This window comes from Paenibacillus sp. FSL E2-0151, assembly GCF_037993015.1.
Lineage (GTDB): Bacteria > Bacillota > Bacilli > Paenibacillales > Paenibacillaceae > Paenibacillus > Paenibacillus amylolyticus.
This window is the reverse complement of the sequence record NZ_CP150308.1, coordinates 7,061,539-7,079,420: the sequence shown is the minus strand read 5'-3', so window position 1 is coordinate 7,079,420 and position 17,882 is coordinate 7,061,539. Positions and strand designations below refer to the sequence as shown.

Here is a 17,882-nt window from a genome sequence, read left to right as displayed (position 1 = left end):
AGACTGTCACTCCTTTTACATGTTCCAAGTGTGGCTTAAGCCATGATGCAGTGTCGAAATACGAGATATATTGTTGAATTTATCCCCAAACCCCCGCAGGTCGAAAACAAAAAAAGTATGAACAACGGAAAATTGTTCACAACTTTATCCACAGGCTGTTGATAATATTATGGGTCAGATCACATATTCACATCCAAAAGTAATACAATCATAGCAAAAGAAACCCCGCATTTCAACGTATCGCGTGATTTTATCCACAAATTCAATAACTTGTGTATAATTTTTAGTCACAACACAATATATTGTTTATAAACTGTTTAATTTTCGACAGAATGACCCAAAAACCAAAAATGTCTTATACACAGGTTATCCGTCAAATGATGCCAAATTGTGTGTAAAAGTATTCTTCGTTTGTGAATAACCTGTCTGTGGATAACCGTGAAGTGAAAACAAAGCATGATTGAGATCAGAAAAAGAGTGACCTCTCACCCTCGCGTTTTTCTTGCCAATGGGGCGATGATGAAAGCGACGAATTCAGTGTCTGGATGGATATGGAGAGGGGAGTAAACTCATGCTTTTAATTGAACAAGATCAGTGGTGTATTTTCTGAGCAGATGGTAATTCTGTGATGGCAATGTATAAGAATAATGGACATAGATGACTTCATTTTGAGACATATGTAATGAGAATTATCAGGATCAAGAGGTAAGCTGATGCTCGAATATGGAGGTTGAATTGTATGAATGTATAATATGAAATCAAAGGATAGATTATGCGTGTATAGCAAAAGAGGGTGTCCTCTAAAACCGATTTTTGGTTTTAGAGGACACCCTCTTTTTTTGGTGTAGGGACGAAGTATGGATTGATGATTTAGAGACGGGGAAGGGACATCTTACGCTGGAATTCAGCGATATCTGCGTATTCCTCTTCCAGTTTGCGAGAGATCCGAATAAAGATGGGCAGCAGCTCTTGGTAGAGTACAGCATTCTCTTTGACAGGGGTATGCCGATGCGTTGTACCGACCATGGAAGAAACGGCATGAAGCGATTGGATCCGCCCTGTAGCGTACAAACCAAGCACGACGGCACCCAGACAGGAACTTTCGAAGCTCTCGGGTACAACCACTTCCTGATTGAAGATATCAGACATCATCTGGCGCCAGAGAGGAGAGCGTGCAAACCCACCGGTGGCTTGAATGGAGGTAGGTTGCCCAATCTGTTCTTCCATGGCGAGCAGTACCGTATATAGGTTGAAAATAACCCCTTCCAGGACAGCACGAATCATATGCTCTTTCTGGTGATGGAGTGTTAAGCCAAAAAAGGAGCCACGGGCATCCGGATTCCATAAAGGGGCACGTTCGCCCGAAAGGTACGGATGGAACAGAAGCCCTTCCGATCCCGGCCGGACACGTTCGGCAATTTTGGTCAGTACATCATAGGAATTGATGCCAAGTCGTTTCGCTGTCTCCACTTCAGACGCGGCGAATTCATCCCGCACCCAACGAAACAGCATGCCACCGTTATTCACAGGTCCACCAATGACCCAAAGATTCTCTGTGAGGGCATAACAGAAGGTTCGACCTTTGGGATCGGTAACTGGACGGTCCACGACAGTGCGAATGGCCCCGCTGGTTCCGATGGTTGCTGCGACAACACCAGGTTCAATGGCATTTACGCCGAGATTGGATAAAACCCCATCACTTGCGCCAATAACAAAGGGCGTAGAGGGGGAGAGAGCCATTTTTTCAGCCGATTCGTGATTCATTCCTTCTAATATATGTGTTGTAGGTACAAGCTTCGAGAGATGGTCGGGTGTAATGCCTGCAACCTCAAGGGCCTCTGCGTCCCAGTCCAGTTGTTCCAGATTGAGCAAACCTGTGCAGGAAGCGATGGAATGGTCGACGACATATTGTCCGAATAGACGGAAGAACAGATATTCTTTAATCGAAATAAATTTGGCGGTACTCTCAAAAAGTTCAGGTTCATCGTGGCGCAGCCACATTAATTTGGTCAGCGGTGACATGGGATGGATCGGTGTACCTGTGCGCAGATAGATGCGATGGCCCAATCCATTCTCTTGCAGCTTGGCAGACCAAGCTGCACTTCGATTATCCGCCCAGGTGATGCAACGGGTTAAGGGTTTATTATCCTGTCCCATGGCAATGACACTATGCATAGCCGAGCTGCAAGATACAAACAGGATCTGCTCGGCAGCAACACCACTCTGATCCATGACTCCTCGCACAGAGCGGAGGGCTGCTTGCACAATCTCTTCAGGGTCCTGCTCGGCAACATCGGGTGCTGGGGTATACAAAGGATATTCCTGCGTTGAGGTACTGACGACAGAGCCTTGCTCGGTAAATAATACGGATTTGGTACTGGTGGTACCAATATCGATCCCAATCATATAGTTGTTCATGTATTTAATCCTTCTTTCTCCAAAAAGCGATGAGATTTTAATTTCTTTCTACTATAGATACTCCATTTATACCACTGTACTCAGGAGCAAAATAAAGATCAGTCCGACCACGGATAATAGTGTTTCCATAACGGTCCACGTTTTCAATGTCTGGGAAACGCTCATATTGAAGAATTCTTTGATCATCCAGAATCCTGCATCGTTTACATGAGACAAGATGAGTGACCCCGCACCTGTGGCGAGTACAACCAGCTCAATATTGGCCCCTGGTGTGAGTGCAAGCACTGGAGCGACAATACCGGCGGCTGTTGTCATGGCTACGGTTGCTGAACCGGTAGCTACACGAATGAGCCCAGCGACAAGCCAGGCAAACAGGATCACGTTGATGTTGGCATGGGTAGCGACTTCAGCAATCGCGTTACCCACACCACTATTGATCAATACCTGTTTGAAGGCACCGCCTCCACCAATAATGAGAATGATGGTCGCCGTAGGCGCCAGACATTCACTGGTGAAACGGGAAATATCATGTTTGGTGAATCCACGTGCAAAGCCGAGTGAAAAGAGGGCAAATACAACTGAAATGAGCAAAGCAATGATCTCATGGCCGATAAATTCACTGAAAACGGTGAAACCGCTCGTGGCATTTGGGTCAATGATGCTTGCTATGGAACCAATCAGCATCAAAATAACCGGCAGCAATATGGTAAACAGGGTAATACCAAACCCAGGCATGTTGCTGTTTGTTTTGGTTGCGAATTGTTCAGCCAGTTCTGCTGGCGGTTCGGTGTGTATTCTTTTTCCAATAAATTTACCAAACAAAGGACCTGCAATAATCGCTGTAGGAATACCAACAATAAGAGAGTACAAAATGGTTTTACCCAGATCCGCGCTGAAGGCTTCAATCGCTATCATTGGCGCTGGATGGGGTGGAACCAAACCGTGTACGGTCGACAGACCTGCCAAAATGGGAATACCAATCTGCAGCAAAGACATGTTGGTTTTACGTGCAACGGTAAAAATGATGGGGATCATCAAAATAACCCCGACTTCGAAGAAAACAGGAATACCAACGATAAATCCAACAATCATCATGGCCCAGTGCACACGTTTCACACCAAACCGATCAACCAATGTAGTTGCAATGCGCTCGGCACCGCCAGATTCGGCCATCATCTTACCAAGCATTGTACCGAGCGCAATAACAATTGCGATGGTTCCAAGTGTGCCGCCAAGTCCCCCGGTAATGGAAGAGATCACATCGGCAGGTTTCATGCCTGTAAGCAAACCGAGCATTAATGCGGACAACAGCAGAGTGATAAAGGGATTCCATTTATACTTGGAGATCAAAACGATCAGAAAAACGATCGCAATTAACGTCCAAACCAATAATGTTGCGTTGTGGGATAGTCCAAAAAGAGTGCTCATGATGTTGTGTGCTCCTTTATTTCTGATATAGAACGCTTACAAGTGAAATTATCGTCAACAATTAAATGTGTACCAGTACCGCAGAAGGTGTTGGCGAAAAATGTAGTTTTATCATGCCCAAATTTAAAACAAAATCGCATTTTGTATACTTGTCGACAAGTTAAGCCGCAATCATTCACGACGGATATGATTGCAAACGCCTTGCACCCATTAGGAATCAAAGCTTTGGTGCAGAGTTTTGCCAGAATCTTGGAAATATGTGCGGACTCCAGCCTGAATGAGTACCTTGTCACCTGATTCAAGTGCTTCAACGAGCAAACGGTGTTTCTCAATTACAGCGCTTACTTTCTGCTCACCTTGAACAAATACTCTGCGCGTTGTGAGCAGCATAACGGTCATCACAACATATCGAATACTCTTCCATAGATGTGAAATACGGGAATGCTGAGCAGCTTCAATGATCGTTTCATGGAAAACGAGATCCTGATAGGCGAATTCGACGGCGTCCTGATGCCGTCCAGCAAGTTGCATTTTGTCGATCACGTTACGCAGCTGGGTGATTAATGATTCTGGGACATCACCAGCAAGTCGCTGCTGCACAAAACTTTCAATCAGGAAACGGACATCATACAATTCTTCGACATCCTTGATTCGTAGTCCAATGACAACGACACCCATACGTTCAAGTCGAATAAGTCCTTCATTGGACAATGTTCGCAACGCTTCACGGACAGGTGAACGACTGCTGTCAAAATCAGCCGCAATTCGGTTTTCCGACAAAATCTCTCCAGGTCGAAGGGTACCGCTGATGATCCGCAGCCTTAATTCGCAGGCAATGGCTTCACCACGGGAAGCCCCTTGGAGCCAGGAAGAAGGAAATAACATATGGCTAACGCTCCTATTAATAAGTAATCAGTTCATTACTGATCATATCATAACTATTTTGCGGACTGGACATTCAGTTCAATCCATAGTCTGTAGCTACAAGCTAACGGCTAATTGTTTTTTCAAAGGACTACTTGTATACAAGATGTGATTTTTATCCTACACCTTTCTCAAAAGCTTGTAAACCTTAATTGAAGCGGATACAACGGGATTAGAATATGACGATATTAATAGCCTATAATCATTATCCACATGTGAATAACTTCAAACAGGATGAAATGAAGGAGATAACAGGTATTGGAGGGTGTGGATAACTATAAACGCTGAAATAGGGTGATCTTATCAGGGTCTGGGGATAACTTTCAGGACTCTCTTCGGGGCTTGAAATTGGTAATAAAGTGAACGGACTGTGGTCATTACTATTGGTGGGATGAAGAGTGTATATAAAAGAGGGAGAAGCCTTGCGCCTTGCAGTTGACTTTTCCAGGTGATCATGGTTAAATATATAAAGGTGTTTTCTGTGAAGATGAAAGTGATTCATCACATAAGTATTTCCTTGTGAGGAGGTGCAATACATTGAGACCTACATTCAAACCGAACGTTAGCAAACGTAAAAAAGTTCATGGTTTCCGGAAAAGAATGAGCACGAGCAACGGCCGTAAAATTTTGGCCGCACGTCGCCTTAAAGGCCGTAAAAACCTGAGTGCTTAATGCATTGAAGACCACCGAGGTGGTCTTTTTTTTCTTAATTAGCTCAAATCAGACTGGATGCTGCTACAGATCAGGTCTGAATGGTCTGCGAAAAAGTGCTGAACACACACGAATGTATGTTGAGTGAGTTTTCCATTTTTCGAAAACTTACATTATATAATGATGAATCGTTGATAGGTTAAAATGGCCAATCAACATTCATCCCGGATGAATGCGGATCAGTTCAAGTAGCTGATTAACAATCATCCCAAATGAAGTTGTCGCCAAGGCGGTTTACCGTCATTCAAGAAAGCCTATACTAAATCAGTAATGAGGCCTCCGTCAATAACATTGGTGGAGAACAGCAAGGAGAAGCGCCGTGTATAAAAGACTGCGTCTACGAAACCGGGCGGACTTTAGCCGTGTATACCGGTATGGGAAATCGTTTGCCAATCATCAATTCGTGGTGTATGGTTGTCGCCGTAAAGATACGGAACAATTTCGGGTCGGCGTATCATGCAGCAAGAAAATCGGAAACGCTGTCGTACGCAACCGGATGAGACGCATGATCAAGGAAATTGTTCGCCATCATGAGCATGAAATCGTCACGCAGATGGATCTGATTTTTATCGTCAGAAAAGGTGCACTGGACATGCCCTATAAGGAAATGGAAAAAAGCCTGCTACATGCGATGCGAAAGGGCTCTCTTTTGAAGTCGAGCAAGCGGTAAGCTTCGGTTTATTTGTCCTCCTAATTATGGTATGATTTTACGATGGAATGGATTGGTTAAGAGAGGGGTTATGAAGTGTCGCGATTGAAGACATCAAAGGGGAAGTGGATTCTCCTCATTGCAGTCATTGCAATGGTCACTGTACTCGCCGGATGTACTCCACAAGGAGCCGGGGTTACTACGGAAGATCTAAAGAATAGTGATTCTTTTTGGCAAGCCAATGTTGTGTACTGGTTCTCACTGGCGCTGGATACATTCGCCAACTGGTTCAAAGGTGAATATGGACTGGCCGTCCTCGTGATGGTGCTTATTGTACGGACTCTGATTTTACCACTAACAATGAAACAAGTCCGTAGCTCCAAAGCTATGCAGGCGATTCAGCCGCAGCTGAAGGAGATTCAAGCCAAGTTTAAAGATACACCTGAGAAAGTTCAGCAAGAAACAATGAAGTTGTTCCAGGAGAACAAAGTTAATCCGATGGCCGGTTGTCTGCCACTTATCATTCAGATGCCGATTTACATCGCACTTTATAACTCAATTTACGGAAACTCCAGTCTGAGAACGCATGATTTCTTGTGGCTCCAGCTCGGATCACCCGATCACCTGTTTATTTTGCCAGTGCTGGCTGCCATCACAACATTCATTCAAACTTGGATGATGATGCGTATGAACCCTGCACAGCAAATTGGTCCGATGCAGTTTATGCTGTGGGTGTACCCGATTTTGATCTTCGTGATGTCTTATCAGTTCCCGTCAGCACTTCCGCTGTACTGGTTCTACAGTAACATCTACACGATCGTGCAAAACTATTTCCTTTACCGGAATAATGATAAAATCGTAGCTGAGGTCAACGTGAAGCAGAATAGCTCTTCCAAAAATGGAGCTAAACGCAAAAACGGTGGCAAAGCGACCGTCTCTGGAAAAGGGTCGAAAGGGGCCAAAAAATCGAAATGACCAAAGTCATTACGTCAGGAAAAACCGTTGAAGATGCTGTAAACCAAGGATTGACCGAGCTTGGCGTAAGTCGGGACAAGGTTGAGATACAAGTGTTAGAGCAGCCGTCAAAAGGATTCCTGGGTTTGTTCGGGGTGAGGGCGGCCAAAGTTGAAGTGAAATTATTGCCTGTACCGGAAGTTGTTCCACAGCCGATCAAGCCAGCTGCATACAAGTCTGAAGTAGATGCATTACTCGAGGATGTTGCAGCTAAAAATCCCTATGAAGAAGCGGCTGCTTTCTTGAAAGAGGTCGCAGCAGGTATGGGACTGGATGTTGAAGTGCATATCAAAAAACAACGGGATGGACATATCTTCAATATTGCCGGGGAAGATCTGGGCATGATTATTGGTAGACGTGGACAGACACTGGATGCGCTTCAGTATCTAACGAACATTGTAGCGAACCGATATTCGGAAAGCTTCGTTCGAATTGTGCTCGACGCGGAGAATTTCCGTCAACGTCGGCGGAAGACGCTGGAGGATCTGGCTGAACGGTTGGCTGGACAAGCTATCCGTACCGGTAAGGAAGTTGTACTGGAACCAATGCCTCCGCTCGAACGAAAAGTCATCCATGCAAAACTGCAAAATCACCCGCAGATTAAGACGTTAAGTAAGGGCGAGGAGCCTAATCGGCGTGTGGTTATTACGACGAAATAACACGAAATTGAAGACGCAATGGCTTCCTGCCCGGTGCAGAAGCCATTGCTTTTTTCGTACAGAAGCAATTTGATAAGGTGTTTAGAACAAGTAAAGAGTGAACTTAATACGATAATTGACATGCCATAAGATATATCATTAATAGATTTGAAAATGGATATGGCGTCCTCCAAGGGACGGCAATTTTAAAATAGAGCAAGGAGAGATAACCATGATCAGTGATACGATCACAGCGATATCAACGGCTGTCGGAGAGGCGGGTATCGCCGTGATCCGGGTCAGCGGCCCGGAAGCAGTGTCGGAGACGGAAAAGATTTTTCGCAGCAAAACCCCTTTAACTCAGGCAGCATCTCACACGGTTCATTATGGTCATATCATAGATCCCGTTAATGGGGAAAAGATTGAGGAAGTATTGGTTACGGTCATGCGAGCACCACGCTCGTTCACAACAGAAGATGTGGTGGAGATCAGTGCGCATGGTGGTGTGGTGTCCGTAAAACGGGTCATGGACCTCCTATTGCAGCTTGATATTCGTCTGGCTGAACCCGGTGAGTTCACGAAGCGTGCTTTCCTTAATGGGCGGATTGACCTGTCTCAGGCGGAAGGTGTCATGGATCTTATTCGTTCCAAGTCGGACCGAGCTTTCTCGGTTGCGCTGAAACAGGTTGAAGGCAAGCTGTCCTCCAAATTGCGTGATCTACGATATACACTGGTGGAAACACTGGCACATATTGAAGTGAATATCGATTATCCCGAGCATGATGTGGAATCGTTAACGTCTGATTTTATTAAAGAAAAGTCCAGTCAGGTTATGACTGAAATTGATAAATTGCTGACTACAGCAGAGCAAGGAAAGATCCTGCGAGAAGGTATCACGACGGCTATCGTTGGACGACCTAACGTAGGTAAATCCTCATTGATGAATACACTTGCGCAAGACAACCGGGCCATCGTCACGGACATTCCAGGAACAACTCGTGATGTAATCGAGGAGTTCATTACGATCAATAATATCCCGCTCAAGTTGCTTGATACGGCAGGAATACGGGAAACGATGGACGTTGTTGAGAAGATCGGGGTAGAACGTTCTCGTACTGCGGTAAGTGAAGCTGATCTGATCTTGATGGTTGTGAATGCTGCGGAGCCACTTCATCCCGATGAGATTAAATTATTGGAACAAATCCGCGGTAGACAATCGATAATCATTATGAATAAAATGGACTTAACGCCACAGGTAGAACGTGACGTGTTGCTTCGTTACATTCCGGAAGAACGGCTTGTACCAATGTCGGTTAAAGATGATCTGGGTGTGGATCGACTGGAAGATGCCATCTCTACGCTATTTTTCAGTGGTAAACTGGAGTCCGCAGATCTGACCTATGTCAGTAATGTGCGTCATATTGCTTTGCTCAAAAAAGCGAAGCAGTCCCTGGTGGATGCCTATGAAGCAGCAGAGCAGTTCATTCCGATCGATATGATTCAGATTGATGTTCGTTTGGCGTGGGAGCATTTGGGCGAGATTGTTGGAGATACAGCACATGATGCATTAATTGATCAGATTTTCTCCCAGTTCTGTCTAGGAAAGTAAAAATAATATACTGCCGATTGAGTTAAATCGTAGTGTATGATGGAGAGGTACAATTTCTGCCTGTTGTCAAAGGATAGAATGATATTGTAGCCATTACGTGTTGGTTTCATATAGATAGGAATGCAAGTTCCGATGAACGGTTAGAAGTAGTTTCATTATTGTAGAACATGATCCGTCTGCATGAGTTATACCAAATGCAGCGGAATAAGGAGGTAAACGGGAATGGCTTTTGATGGCGGCAGTTATGATGTAATCGTCGTTGGTGCAGGGCATGCTGGTGTGGAATCCGCGCTGGCCGCAGCTCGTATGGGGTCCAAAACACTAATGATTACGATCAATCTGGATATGGTGGCCTTTATGCCTTGTAACCCATCTATTGGGGGACCGGCTAAAGGACATGTTGTCCGTGAGATTGATGCACTTGGTGGAGAAATGGGACGGAATATCGATAAAACCTTTATTCAGATGCGGATGCTTAACACGGGTAAAGGGCCTGCTGTTCACGCGCTTCGTGCTCAGGCAGATAAATTCTCCTACCAGCATAAAATGAAGGAAACAATGGAGAATGAACGTAATCTGACGATGCGTCAGGGTATGGTTGATTCACTGATCGTTGAAGACGGAAAATGTGTAGGCGTTGTGACTCAGACCGGAACAGAGTATCGGGCTAAAGCAGTCGTTCTAACGACAGGCACATACTTGCGCGGCAAAGTGATTATGGGCGAGTTGATGTATGAGAGTGGACCGAACAATCAACAACCCTCTCTTAAATTGTCAGAGAATCTGCGTGAACTGGGCTTTGATCTGGTTCGTTTCAAAACGGGTACACCACCACGTGTGCATAAGGATACGATTGATTTTAGCAAAACCGAAATTCAGCCTGGTGATGACAAGCCGAAGTTCTTCTCCTATGAAACAGAATCTTCTGATAATGAGCAGTTGCCTTGCTGGTTGACGTATACATCTGTGGATACACATCAGATTATTAATGATAATCTGCATCGTGCTCCGATGTTCTCGGGGCTTATTGAAGGAACCGGACCACGTTATTGCCCTTCCATTGAAGATAAAATTGTTCGTTTCAGCGACAAGCCGAAACATCAGATATTCCTTGAGCCGGAAGGCAAGAACACATCCGAGTATTACGTACAGGGGTTGTCTACGAGTATGCCAGAAGACGTTCAACTGGCTATGCTGCGTTCCATTCCAGGTATGGAAAAAGTGGAAATGATGCGTAATGGTTATGCGATTGAATACGATGCGATGGTTCCTACACAATTGTGGCCATCACTGGAAACTAAACGTCTACCAGGTCTGTTTACGGCGGGTCAGATTAATGGTACCTCCGGCTATGAAGAAGCAGCAGGACAAGGTGTTATGGCTGGAATCAACGCTGCACTCAAAGTACAGGGGAAAGAGCCGGTAATACTGGATCGTTCCCAAGGTTATATTGGCGTGCTGATTGATGATCTGGTGACAAAGGGTACAAATGAACCGTATCGTCTGTTGACTTCACGCGCTGAGTATCGTCTGTTGCTTCGCCATGATAATGCAGATATGCGTTTGACGGAAATCGGACATGACATTGGCCTGATCCCTGAAGAGCGTTATGCGAAATTCCTAGATAAAAAGGCGAAAGTCGAGCAGGAAGTTGCACGTCTGAAAGTGGCTAAAGCTCGCCCGGTTGAAGTGAATGCCAAGCTGGAAGAGTACGGATCTACACCTATTCAGGATGGCAGTACGTTGCTTACTTTGCTGCGTCGCCCGGAGCTGGGGTATGAACTGATTGAACAGCTCTCACCATCTGAGGTAGAACTGACAGCAGATATGAAAGAACAAGTGGAAATACAAATTAAATATGCGGGTTATATTGAGAAACAATTGATCCACGTGGAACGTTTGCAAAAGATGGAGAAAAAGAAAATTCCGGACACCATCGTATATGATGAGATTCATGGTCTTGCTATGGAAGCCAAACAGAAGCTCGCTACGATTCGTCCAATCTCGATTGGTCAGGCTTCTCGTATTGCTGGAGTTACTCCTGCCGACATCTCCATTCTGCTGGTCTACCTGGAGCATTATAACCGTGTAACCGCAGCAAGGGGACAATAATGGACGATATTCAACAGCAACTGCAGCGGCGCTTAAAGAAACATGGATTAGAACTGGGCGAACTCCAGTTGGAGCAATTCGAATTGTATTATCAGGAACTGGTATCCTGGAATGAAAAGATGAATCTGACTGGAATTACGGATCGGGAGCAAGTGTATACAAAACATTTCTATGATTCGGTATCGCTGGCTTTTTATACTGACATAACCAAAGTGAATAAGCTTGCTGACATTGGATCAGGAGCGGGTTTTCCGGGATTGCCACTGAAGATCTGTTTCCCGCATATTAAGCTTACGATCATTGATTCATTAAATAAACGTATTGGCTTTCTACAGCATGTGGTAGATATCCTTGGTCTGACTGATGTGGAATTGGTCCATGGACGTGCTGAAGAGATTGGACGCAAAGAAGGGTATCGTGACAGCTACGATCTCGTTACGGCGCGTGCAGTAGCCAAGCTGGCTGTGCTGAATGAATTCTGCCTTCCGTTTGTTCGTAAAAGTGGAATATTCGCTGCAATGAAGGGCGGAGACCCGCGTGAAGAAATGAAGGAAGCGGAGTTCAGCTTCAATCAGCTGAAAGGACGGGTTAAGGCCGTTCATCCTTTCCAGCTGCCGGTTGAAGAATCAGAGCGTCACATCATTCTGATTCAGAAATTTGATAAGACACCATATAAGTATCCGCGTAAACCAGGTACTCCAATGAAGACTCCGCTGATATAGTTGCGTGATGGTTTTGAAGTAAGTCAAAACAAAATACAATTTTAGACATGGATGAAGAGGATGTTTCACGTGAAACATTCTCTTTTTTTTGTTTTCTAAAATGGAGGACTGGATCAACATTACAGATACTTCGTATTACATATCTTTTAAAGAACCTGTATTGATGAATTTTACGCACAGTAACTCATGAACAATTTCATTAATTGAATGTGTGCAAGTCGTCATATTTCCAATATTCACAAAGAAAAAGCAGGATAATTAGTAGAGTTTAAAGAATAGGTAAGCATAGGATTATGATAGAAAAGATGATAGAATAGAAGTATCCGATCCTGGGTCACAGCGATCATAGATTATATGTATAGATAGATGGATATGCGTTCGATGTTGCATGACAGAAAGCGTTATGAAAGGCAAAACTTATTCCAAGAACGATGCATGTGAAAGGTCGCTTATTGAATAAGAAGCACCTGCAAAGACTGTGGGAGCTATTACGAAACTAGGTGGTAATCTGCGGAATGAAAGAACAATTTTCGAAGTTGTTTGGTTTGGCGGAGCGCAATAACGGAGATGAGATCAAACAGATTCCGGTTAATGAAATTGTGAGCAGCCCATATCAACCCCGTACTATTTTTGATGATGATAAAATTGATGAGTTGTTGCAGACGATCAAAACACATGGTGTAATTCAGCCTATTGTCGTTCGCGTGCGAAATGGATCATATGAGATTATTGCCGGGGAACGTCGCTGGCGTGCAGTTCGAAAATTGGGTTTGGATACGATTCCGGCTATTGTGCGTGAATTCAACGACTCTCAGGCCGCATCCATTGCACTGATTGAGAACTTGCAGCGTGAAGGATTGACTTCCATTGAGGAAGCTGTCGCTTATCAGAAGCTGATCGACTTGCATCAATTGACACAAGAAAGTCTGGCACAACGACTCGGCAAAAGCCAGTCAACCATCGCGAACAAAATTCGGTTGTTACAGCTCCCGGACGGCATTAAGGCCGCATTGATGGAACGCAAAATTTCTGAACGGCATGCAAGAGCATTACTTTCTCTGGATACGGAAGAACTGCAGATGAAGTTGCTCGGTGAGATTATCGAAAAAGAATTGAATGTGAAACAGACAGAGGCACGTGTTGCCTTCTACAAGGAATCTTCCAAGATTAAAAAATCTAGACGTGTTTCCTTTACCAAGGATGTAAGGCTTGCACTTAATACAATTCGCCAATCCATTGATATGGTAACTGGCTCTGGTCTGGACATCAAAACAAAAGAAGCAGACCATGAGGATCATTATGAGATCGTTATCCATATTCCAAAACGCAAATAATTGAAGCTTATGGCGGCAATGGGCCGCTTTTTATGTCTATAAAGCAAGTTAGGTCAGACATTTTTAAAGAACGGTATATTGATGGAACGGTAGTTGTTGTTTGTGTGGACGATAGCCGCCTGCTTTTTGTTAACAATATCTCACAACCTACAGAAAAGACTCCTATTTTATTTGAGGTGAAGTAATTGTCTAAGATTATGGCCGTAGCAAATCAAAAGGGCGGTGTGGGGAAAACGACGACATCTGTTAACTTGGGTGCAGGACTGGCTTCACTCGGGAAAAGAGTATTGCTTGTCGATATTGACCCTCAGGGGAATACAACCAGCGGAGTCGGAATCAATAAAGCAGATGTGGCTAATTGTATATATGATGTCATTATTAATGAGGTTCCTCCTCAAGAAGCAATTTTGGAGACTCAGATTGAAGGCCTTCATATCATACCTGCAACGATTCAGCTTGCCGGAGCCGAGATCGAATTGGTGTCCACGATATCACGGGAAGTTCGCCTGAAAAAATCACTCGCCATGGTGAAAAAAAACTATGATTACATACTGATCGATTGTCCACCATCTCTTGGTATGTTAACGATCAATTCGTTGACTGCTTCCGATTCGGTGATCATTCCGATTCAGTGTGAGTATTATGCACTTGAAGGATTGAGTCAGTTGCTCAATACAGTTCGTCTGGTACAGAAACATCTGAATACATCCCTGCAGATTGAAGGGGTATTGCTGACGATGTTTGATGCGCGGACCAATCTGGGGATTCAGGTTATTGAAGAAGTGAAAAAGTATTTTCAACAAAAAGTATATCAAACGATTATTCCGCGTAACGTACGGCTTAGTGAAGCACCATCTCATGGTCAATCCATTATTACGTATGACCCTCGTTCAAGAGGGGCGGAAGTGTATTTAGAGCTCGCAAAGGAAGTGATTTCTTATGAGTAAGCGGCTTGGAAAAGGCCTTGATGCCCTCATTCCTTCGCTTTCAATTAATGACGATGATAAAGTCGTAGAAATCCCGATTAGTCAACTGCGGGCTAACCCCTATCAACCACGTAAAGTATTTGATGAGGGCGCAATACATGAACTGGCTGAGTCCATTCGTCAGCATGGTGTCATACAACCCATTATTGTTCGTCCTGTATTACGAGGTTATGAGATTATCGCCGGAGAACGACGGTTCAGAGCTTCGCAATATTGTGGTAATGCCACGGTACCGGCTGTAGTCCGCAACTTCAGTGATCAGCAGGTAATGGAGATTGCGTTGATCGAGAACCTGCAACGGGAGAATCTGAACGCCATGGAAGTTGCAGTTGCTTATCAGGGGTTAATGGATCAATTCGCGTTGACTCAGGAAGAGTTGTCTGTAAAAGTAGGTAAATCACGTTCTCACATTGCTAACTTCTTGCGTCTGTTATCATTGCCCGAAGAAGTAAAAGACCATGTTTCACGTGGAACATTATCTATGGGACATGCACGTGCGATCGTGGGTGTTAAAGACGAGGTTATAGTGAAGCAACTTGCCAAACAGACCATTGATCAGCAATGGAGTGTACGTGAGTTGGAGGAAGCTGTTCAACAACTGGATCGCTCCAAAACAGGTGAGGCTAAAGCCAAATCGAAGTTAAAAAAGAAAGATCCATTCATTGATACATTGGAAGAATCTCTTCGTGAACGTTTCAAAACCACAGTGAAAATCAAGCACAATAAAGATAAAGGTAAAATTGAGCTCAACTACTACAGTCAACAGGATCTGGAACGGCTATTGGAATTGTTACAATAACAGTCGGCTCTATGATTCATTAACAACATGCGGGGCTTACTCATGTCATGACATATCGCCTCTGTATCATGGAGAAACGATATGTCATTCTTTGTTTATAGGGTTATATGTGCAATATGTGCAGGCGAATTATTAATTTATAGGACAGAGGTGGTTGTGAGGTGGAGGGAGTTATCTATCTAGATCATGCAGCAACATCTTGGCCCAAACCACCTGCTGTCGGTGATGCGATGTTGAGTGCATTGGAGATTGCCGGAGCCAATCCTGGCAGAGGAAGTCACCGTATGGCTGTTCAGGCAAGTCGTGTATTGTTCGAGGCGAGAAAATCCATATCCAATATCTTTGGAATCAAAAATGCGAATGATATTGCATTCGGATCAAATACGACAGAAGCGCTAAATCTAGCTATTCAAGGCTCGCTTAGTGAGGGCGACCATGTGATTGCCACCATGGCGGAACATAACTCAGTCAGACGACCACTGGAGTACATGCGAAGACTCCGAAATGTAGAGATTGATTATGTACCTGTTGATGCTGCGGGAGCCATTGATCTGATGCAAATGGAACGTATGTTTCGTTCCAATACCAGATTGGTGGTATGTACACATAGTTCGAATCTGCTTGGCAGTATTCTTCCTATTGGAGAGATTTCGCTCCTATGTCGTAAACATCAGGCGATCTTATTGGTAGATGCAGCTCAGAGTGCTGGGGTTATGCCTGTCAATGTACAACAATTGGGCATGGATATGTTGGCTTTTCCAGGGCATAAGGGACTGCTTGGTCCTCAGGGTACAGGGGGCTTGTACATTGCTCCAGAGCTCGATATAGAGCCTTTACTTCATGGAGGGACAGGAAGTCAGTCAGAAGCTCTGGAGCAGCCAAAGGTGCGTCCTGATCGGTATGAAGCGGGGACGCCGAATACAGTCGGGATCGCAGGGCTGAATGCGGGTGTGAAACATGTACTTGAGATGACACCCGCGTTCATCTACCAACATGAGTGGGAACTGACCCAACATATAATGGATGGGCTGTCATCCGTTAAGGGTATACGAATGCTTGGTCCAGAGATTGGACAGCCACGCACTGGATTAGTATCTTTTACTGTAGATGGGTATGATTCAGCACAACTCGCCTTCCGTTTAGATCGGAATTATGGGATTGCGGTTCGCTCCGGTTTTCATTGCACACCCCTTGCACACGAATCTGCTGGTACAACCGCTACCGGAGCAGTAAGGGCCAGTGTGGGATACAATTCAACTAGAGAACATGTGGAAGCACTCGTTAAGGCAGTGTTGGAATTGACTGGAGCAGACTAGATTAGAGTTGAAATGATGAACTCATTTGATACAGGGTTGCTTGATTAAGCTTATGGATATCGGGTTGATTTATAATGAATGATAATATTACAGGACAGACGTTAATCTGATCAAAAATATAGAGGGGTAGTTGCAATTACATGGCTGAATTAAACGAGCTGATTCTGGAACAGCTGTTATGGATTATTGGCGGAATGGCATTACTTACGGTGATCTTGCTGATTGTGAGTATTGTTCAAGGGGCAAAGTTACGAAAGTTTAAACGTAAATATGAAGCCATGATGGCTGGCAGTGGAGTAGAGGACCTGGAATCATTGCTGATTAATCTGAAACTTCAGATGGACAGCATTGAGGATGAACACAAACTGCAAACGAATCAGCTGCAAGTTGTCATGCAAAAGCTGACCCGCATTCAAGGTAAAGTTGGCGTGAAAAGGTACAATGCATATGGAGAGCGTGGCAGTGATCTGAGCTTCTCAATGGCCATGATTAACGATAGCCAGGATGGCATGATTCTTACGGGGATATATAACCGCGACGGTTCTTATGTATATGCCAAACCTCTTAAAGGGGGAGAGTCCACGTATACTCTGTCCCCAGAGGAAAAGGAAGCTATTACTCTGGCACAGCAAGCAGAGTAGAACGTGTATGCCATTCCCGAATGGCCGAGTACAGACTGCTGGATATAATCTCGGACATGCGCATAACAAGACTGAGCCGTGTGTTCTGTAGAACAAAGTATTCCATAAAGCCGCCGACGTTAACGATACCTGTCAGATGGATATCGCCGACCGGCGGTAATTCTTTATTTACCCCCGCACCCGGCTTGAGTGGACCATTCACAACTTGAATGCATCCCACACTGGATGATTGTCCGAGACAGGCGTCAATGCCAATCACATAAGGGTTATGGTGTGTTTTCTGTATGTTGTGGAGTGTATCTTGCAGGTTCATCGCATGGACTGGTTCATCCAAGGTACCATATAAATGGAATAAAGGGCTGTCCCACTTGGAAAGGGCTGATCCGACCAGAGGACCAAGGCAGTCGCCTGTTGAGCGATCTGTGCCGATGCAGACAATCACTACATTTTGCAGAGAATGGGCTTTATAGAGATGGAACATTAAGCGATGGGTAATGGCTGAGTGAATACCTGGATCGGTATGGGGGATTTTCAAACTGGTCATGTCATGTGATGAAAAGGAACGCGAAGTAGGATTCATA

The 17,882-nt window shown here is 44.6% G+C and carries 16 protein-coding genes; 12 read left to right on the top strand and 4 right to left on the bottom strand.

The window, feature by feature from the left end; translation table 11 throughout:
- Positions 1–870: 870 nt before the first annotated feature.
- The 3 genes from gntK to MHI55_RS31245 all read right to left on the bottom strand — a co-directional run bounded on the left by gntK (position 871) and on the right by MHI55_RS31245 (position 4,731).
- Entirely contained in the window at positions 871–2,418 is a 1,548-nt protein-coding gene (gene gntK / locus MHI55_RS31255) for a gluconokinase (RefSeq protein WP_074092902.1), read from the bottom strand.
- Between the two features lie 66 nt (positions 2,419–2,484).
- Positions 2,485–3,846, bottom strand: a complete 1,362-nt coding sequence (locus MHI55_RS31250; protein WP_036671886.1) for a gluconate:H+ symporter — start codon at positions 3,844–3,846, stop codon at positions 2,485–2,487.
- Between the two features lie 210 nt (positions 3,847–4,056).
- Positions 4,057–4,731 (bottom strand): GntR family transcriptional regulator, encoded by a 675-nt coding sequence (locus MHI55_RS31245; protein ID WP_338707441.1) that lies wholly within the window; start codon positions 4,729–4,731, stop codon positions 4,057–4,059.
- 576 nt (positions 4,732–5,307) lie between these two features.
- Between MHI55_RS31245 and rpmH the strand changes: the two genes are divergently transcribed.
- The 12 genes from rpmH (at position 5,308) to MHI55_RS31185 (ending at position 17,301) form a co-directional block, all read left to right on the top strand.
- Positions 5,308–5,442 carry a 50S ribosomal protein L34 gene (gene rpmH / locus MHI55_RS31240; RefSeq protein ID WP_017691413.1) on the top strand — a complete coding sequence of 45 codons (135 nt, stop codon included), beginning with the start codon at positions 5,308–5,310 and terminating at the stop codon, positions 5,440–5,442.
- A gap of 358 nt (positions 5,443–5,800) precedes the next feature.
- Complete coding sequence (rnpA, locus tag MHI55_RS31235) at positions 5,801–6,151, top strand: ribonuclease P protein component (RefSeq protein ID WP_036611981.1); 351 nt, start codon at positions 5,801–5,803, stop codon at positions 6,149–6,151.
- Positions 6,152–6,226: 75 nt separating this feature from the next.
- Positions 6,227–7,105 (top strand): YidC/Oxa1 family membrane protein insertase, encoded by an 879-nt coding sequence (locus tag MHI55_RS31230; RefSeq protein ID WP_076252192.1) that lies wholly within the window; start codon positions 6,227–6,229, stop codon positions 7,103–7,105.
- The gene (jag, locus tag MHI55_RS31225) at positions 7,102–7,803 is read left to right on the top strand and encodes an RNA-binding cell elongation regulator Jag/EloR (protein WP_036611977.1); all 702 of its coding nucleotides are present in this window, start codon (positions 7,102–7,104) and stop codon (positions 7,801–7,803) included. The genes MHI55_RS31230 and jag overlap by 4 nt, the downstream gene beginning before the upstream one ends.
- A 211-nt stretch (positions 7,804–8,014) precedes the next feature.
- A complete protein-coding gene (gene mnmE / locus MHI55_RS31220) occupies positions 8,015–9,391 on the top strand; it encodes a tRNA uridine-5-carboxymethylaminomethyl(34) synthesis GTPase MnmE (protein ID WP_340388252.1) in 1,377 nt (458 codons plus the stop codon).
- A gap of 222 nt (positions 9,392–9,613) precedes the next feature.
- A complete protein-coding gene (gene mnmG / locus MHI55_RS31215) occupies positions 9,614–11,503 on the top strand; it encodes a tRNA uridine-5-carboxymethylaminomethyl(34) synthesis enzyme MnmG (RefSeq protein WP_036611972.1) in 1,890 nt (629 codons plus the stop codon).
- The gene (rsmG, locus tag MHI55_RS31210; RefSeq protein ID WP_340388250.1) at positions 11,503–12,225 is read left to right on the top strand and encodes a 16S rRNA (guanine(527)-N(7))-methyltransferase RsmG; all 723 of its coding nucleotides are present in this window, start codon (positions 11,503–11,505) and stop codon (positions 12,223–12,225) included. The genes mnmG and rsmG overlap by 1 nt, the downstream gene beginning before the upstream one ends.
- 515 nt (positions 12,226–12,740) lie before the next feature.
- Complete coding sequence (gene noc, locus MHI55_RS31205; RefSeq protein WP_036611968.1) at positions 12,741–13,559, top strand: nucleoid occlusion protein; 819 nt, start codon at positions 12,741–12,743, stop codon at positions 13,557–13,559.
- A 185-nt stretch (positions 13,560–13,744) separates the two neighbouring features.
- Positions 13,745–14,506: an AAA family ATPase gene (locus tag MHI55_RS31200; RefSeq protein WP_036611966.1), complete on the top strand. Its 762-nt coding sequence runs from the start codon at positions 13,745–13,747 to the stop codon at positions 14,504–14,506.
- Positions 14,499–15,344 carry a ParB/RepB/Spo0J family partition protein gene (locus tag MHI55_RS31195; RefSeq protein WP_036611964.1) on the top strand — a complete coding sequence of 282 codons (846 nt, stop codon included), beginning with the start codon at positions 14,499–14,501 and terminating at the stop codon, positions 15,342–15,344. The genes MHI55_RS31200 and MHI55_RS31195 overlap by 8 nt, the downstream gene beginning before the upstream one ends.
- A gap of 161 nt (positions 15,345–15,505) precedes the next feature.
- Positions 15,506–16,660 carry an aminotransferase class V-fold PLP-dependent enzyme gene (locus MHI55_RS31190; protein ID WP_340388248.1) on the top strand — a complete coding sequence of 385 codons (1,155 nt, stop codon included), beginning with the start codon at positions 15,506–15,508 and terminating at the stop codon, positions 16,658–16,660.
- Positions 16,661–16,800: 140 nt separating this feature from the next.
- Positions 16,801–17,301 (top strand): DUF4446 family protein, encoded by a 501-nt coding sequence (locus MHI55_RS31185; protein WP_047841029.1) that lies wholly within the window; start codon positions 16,801–16,803, stop codon positions 17,299–17,301.
- Here the strand turns inward: MHI55_RS31185 and yyaC are convergent.
- On the bottom strand, positions 17,276–17,881 hold the full coding sequence (gene yyaC / locus MHI55_RS31180; protein WP_340388246.1) for a spore protease YyaC: 606 nt from the start codon (positions 17,879–17,881) through the stop codon (positions 17,276–17,278). The genes MHI55_RS31185 and yyaC overlap by 26 nt on opposite strands.
- Position 17,882: the final 1 nt, after the last annotated feature.

Excerpts from the sequence above, each read along its gene's own strand:
- noc (WP_036611968.1), top strand. The coding sequence starts at position 12,741 with ATGAAAGAACAATTTTCGAAGTTGTTTGGTTTGGCGGAGCGCAATAAC.
- jag (WP_036611977.1), top strand. The coding sequence starts at position 7,102 with ATGACCAAAGTCATTACGTCAGGAAAAACCGTTGAAGATGCTGTAAAC.
- MHI55_RS31250 (WP_036671886.1), bottom strand. The coding sequence starts at position 3,846 with ATGAGCACTCTTTTTGGACTATCCCACAACGCAACATTATTGGTTTGG.
- gntK (WP_074092902.1), bottom strand. The coding sequence starts at position 2,418 with ATGAACAACTATATGATTGGGATCGATATTGGTACCACCAGTACCAAA.
- mnmE (WP_340388252.1), top strand. The coding sequence starts at position 8,015 with ATGATCAGTGATACGATCACAGCGATATCAACGGCTGTCGGAGAGGCG.
- yyaC (WP_340388246.1), bottom strand. The coding sequence starts at position 17,881 with ATGAATCCTACTTCGCGTTCCTTTTCATCACATGACATGACCAGTTTG.
- MHI55_RS31185 (WP_047841029.1), top strand. The coding sequence starts at position 16,801 with ATGGCTGAATTAAACGAGCTGATTCTGGAACAGCTGTTATGGATTATT.
- MHI55_RS31245 (WP_338707441.1), bottom strand. The coding sequence starts at position 4,731 with ATGTTATTTCCTTCTTCCTGGCTCCAAGGGGCTTCCCGTGGTGAAGCC.
- mnmG (WP_036611972.1), top strand. The coding sequence starts at position 9,614 with ATGGCTTTTGATGGCGGCAGTTATGATGTAATCGTCGTTGGTGCAGGG.
- MHI55_RS31195 (WP_036611964.1), top strand. The coding sequence starts at position 14,499 with ATGAGTAAGCGGCTTGGAAAAGGCCTTGATGCCCTCATTCCTTCGCTT.
- rsmG (WP_340388250.1), top strand. The coding sequence starts at position 11,503 with ATGGACGATATTCAACAGCAACTGCAGCGGCGCTTAAAGAAACATGGA.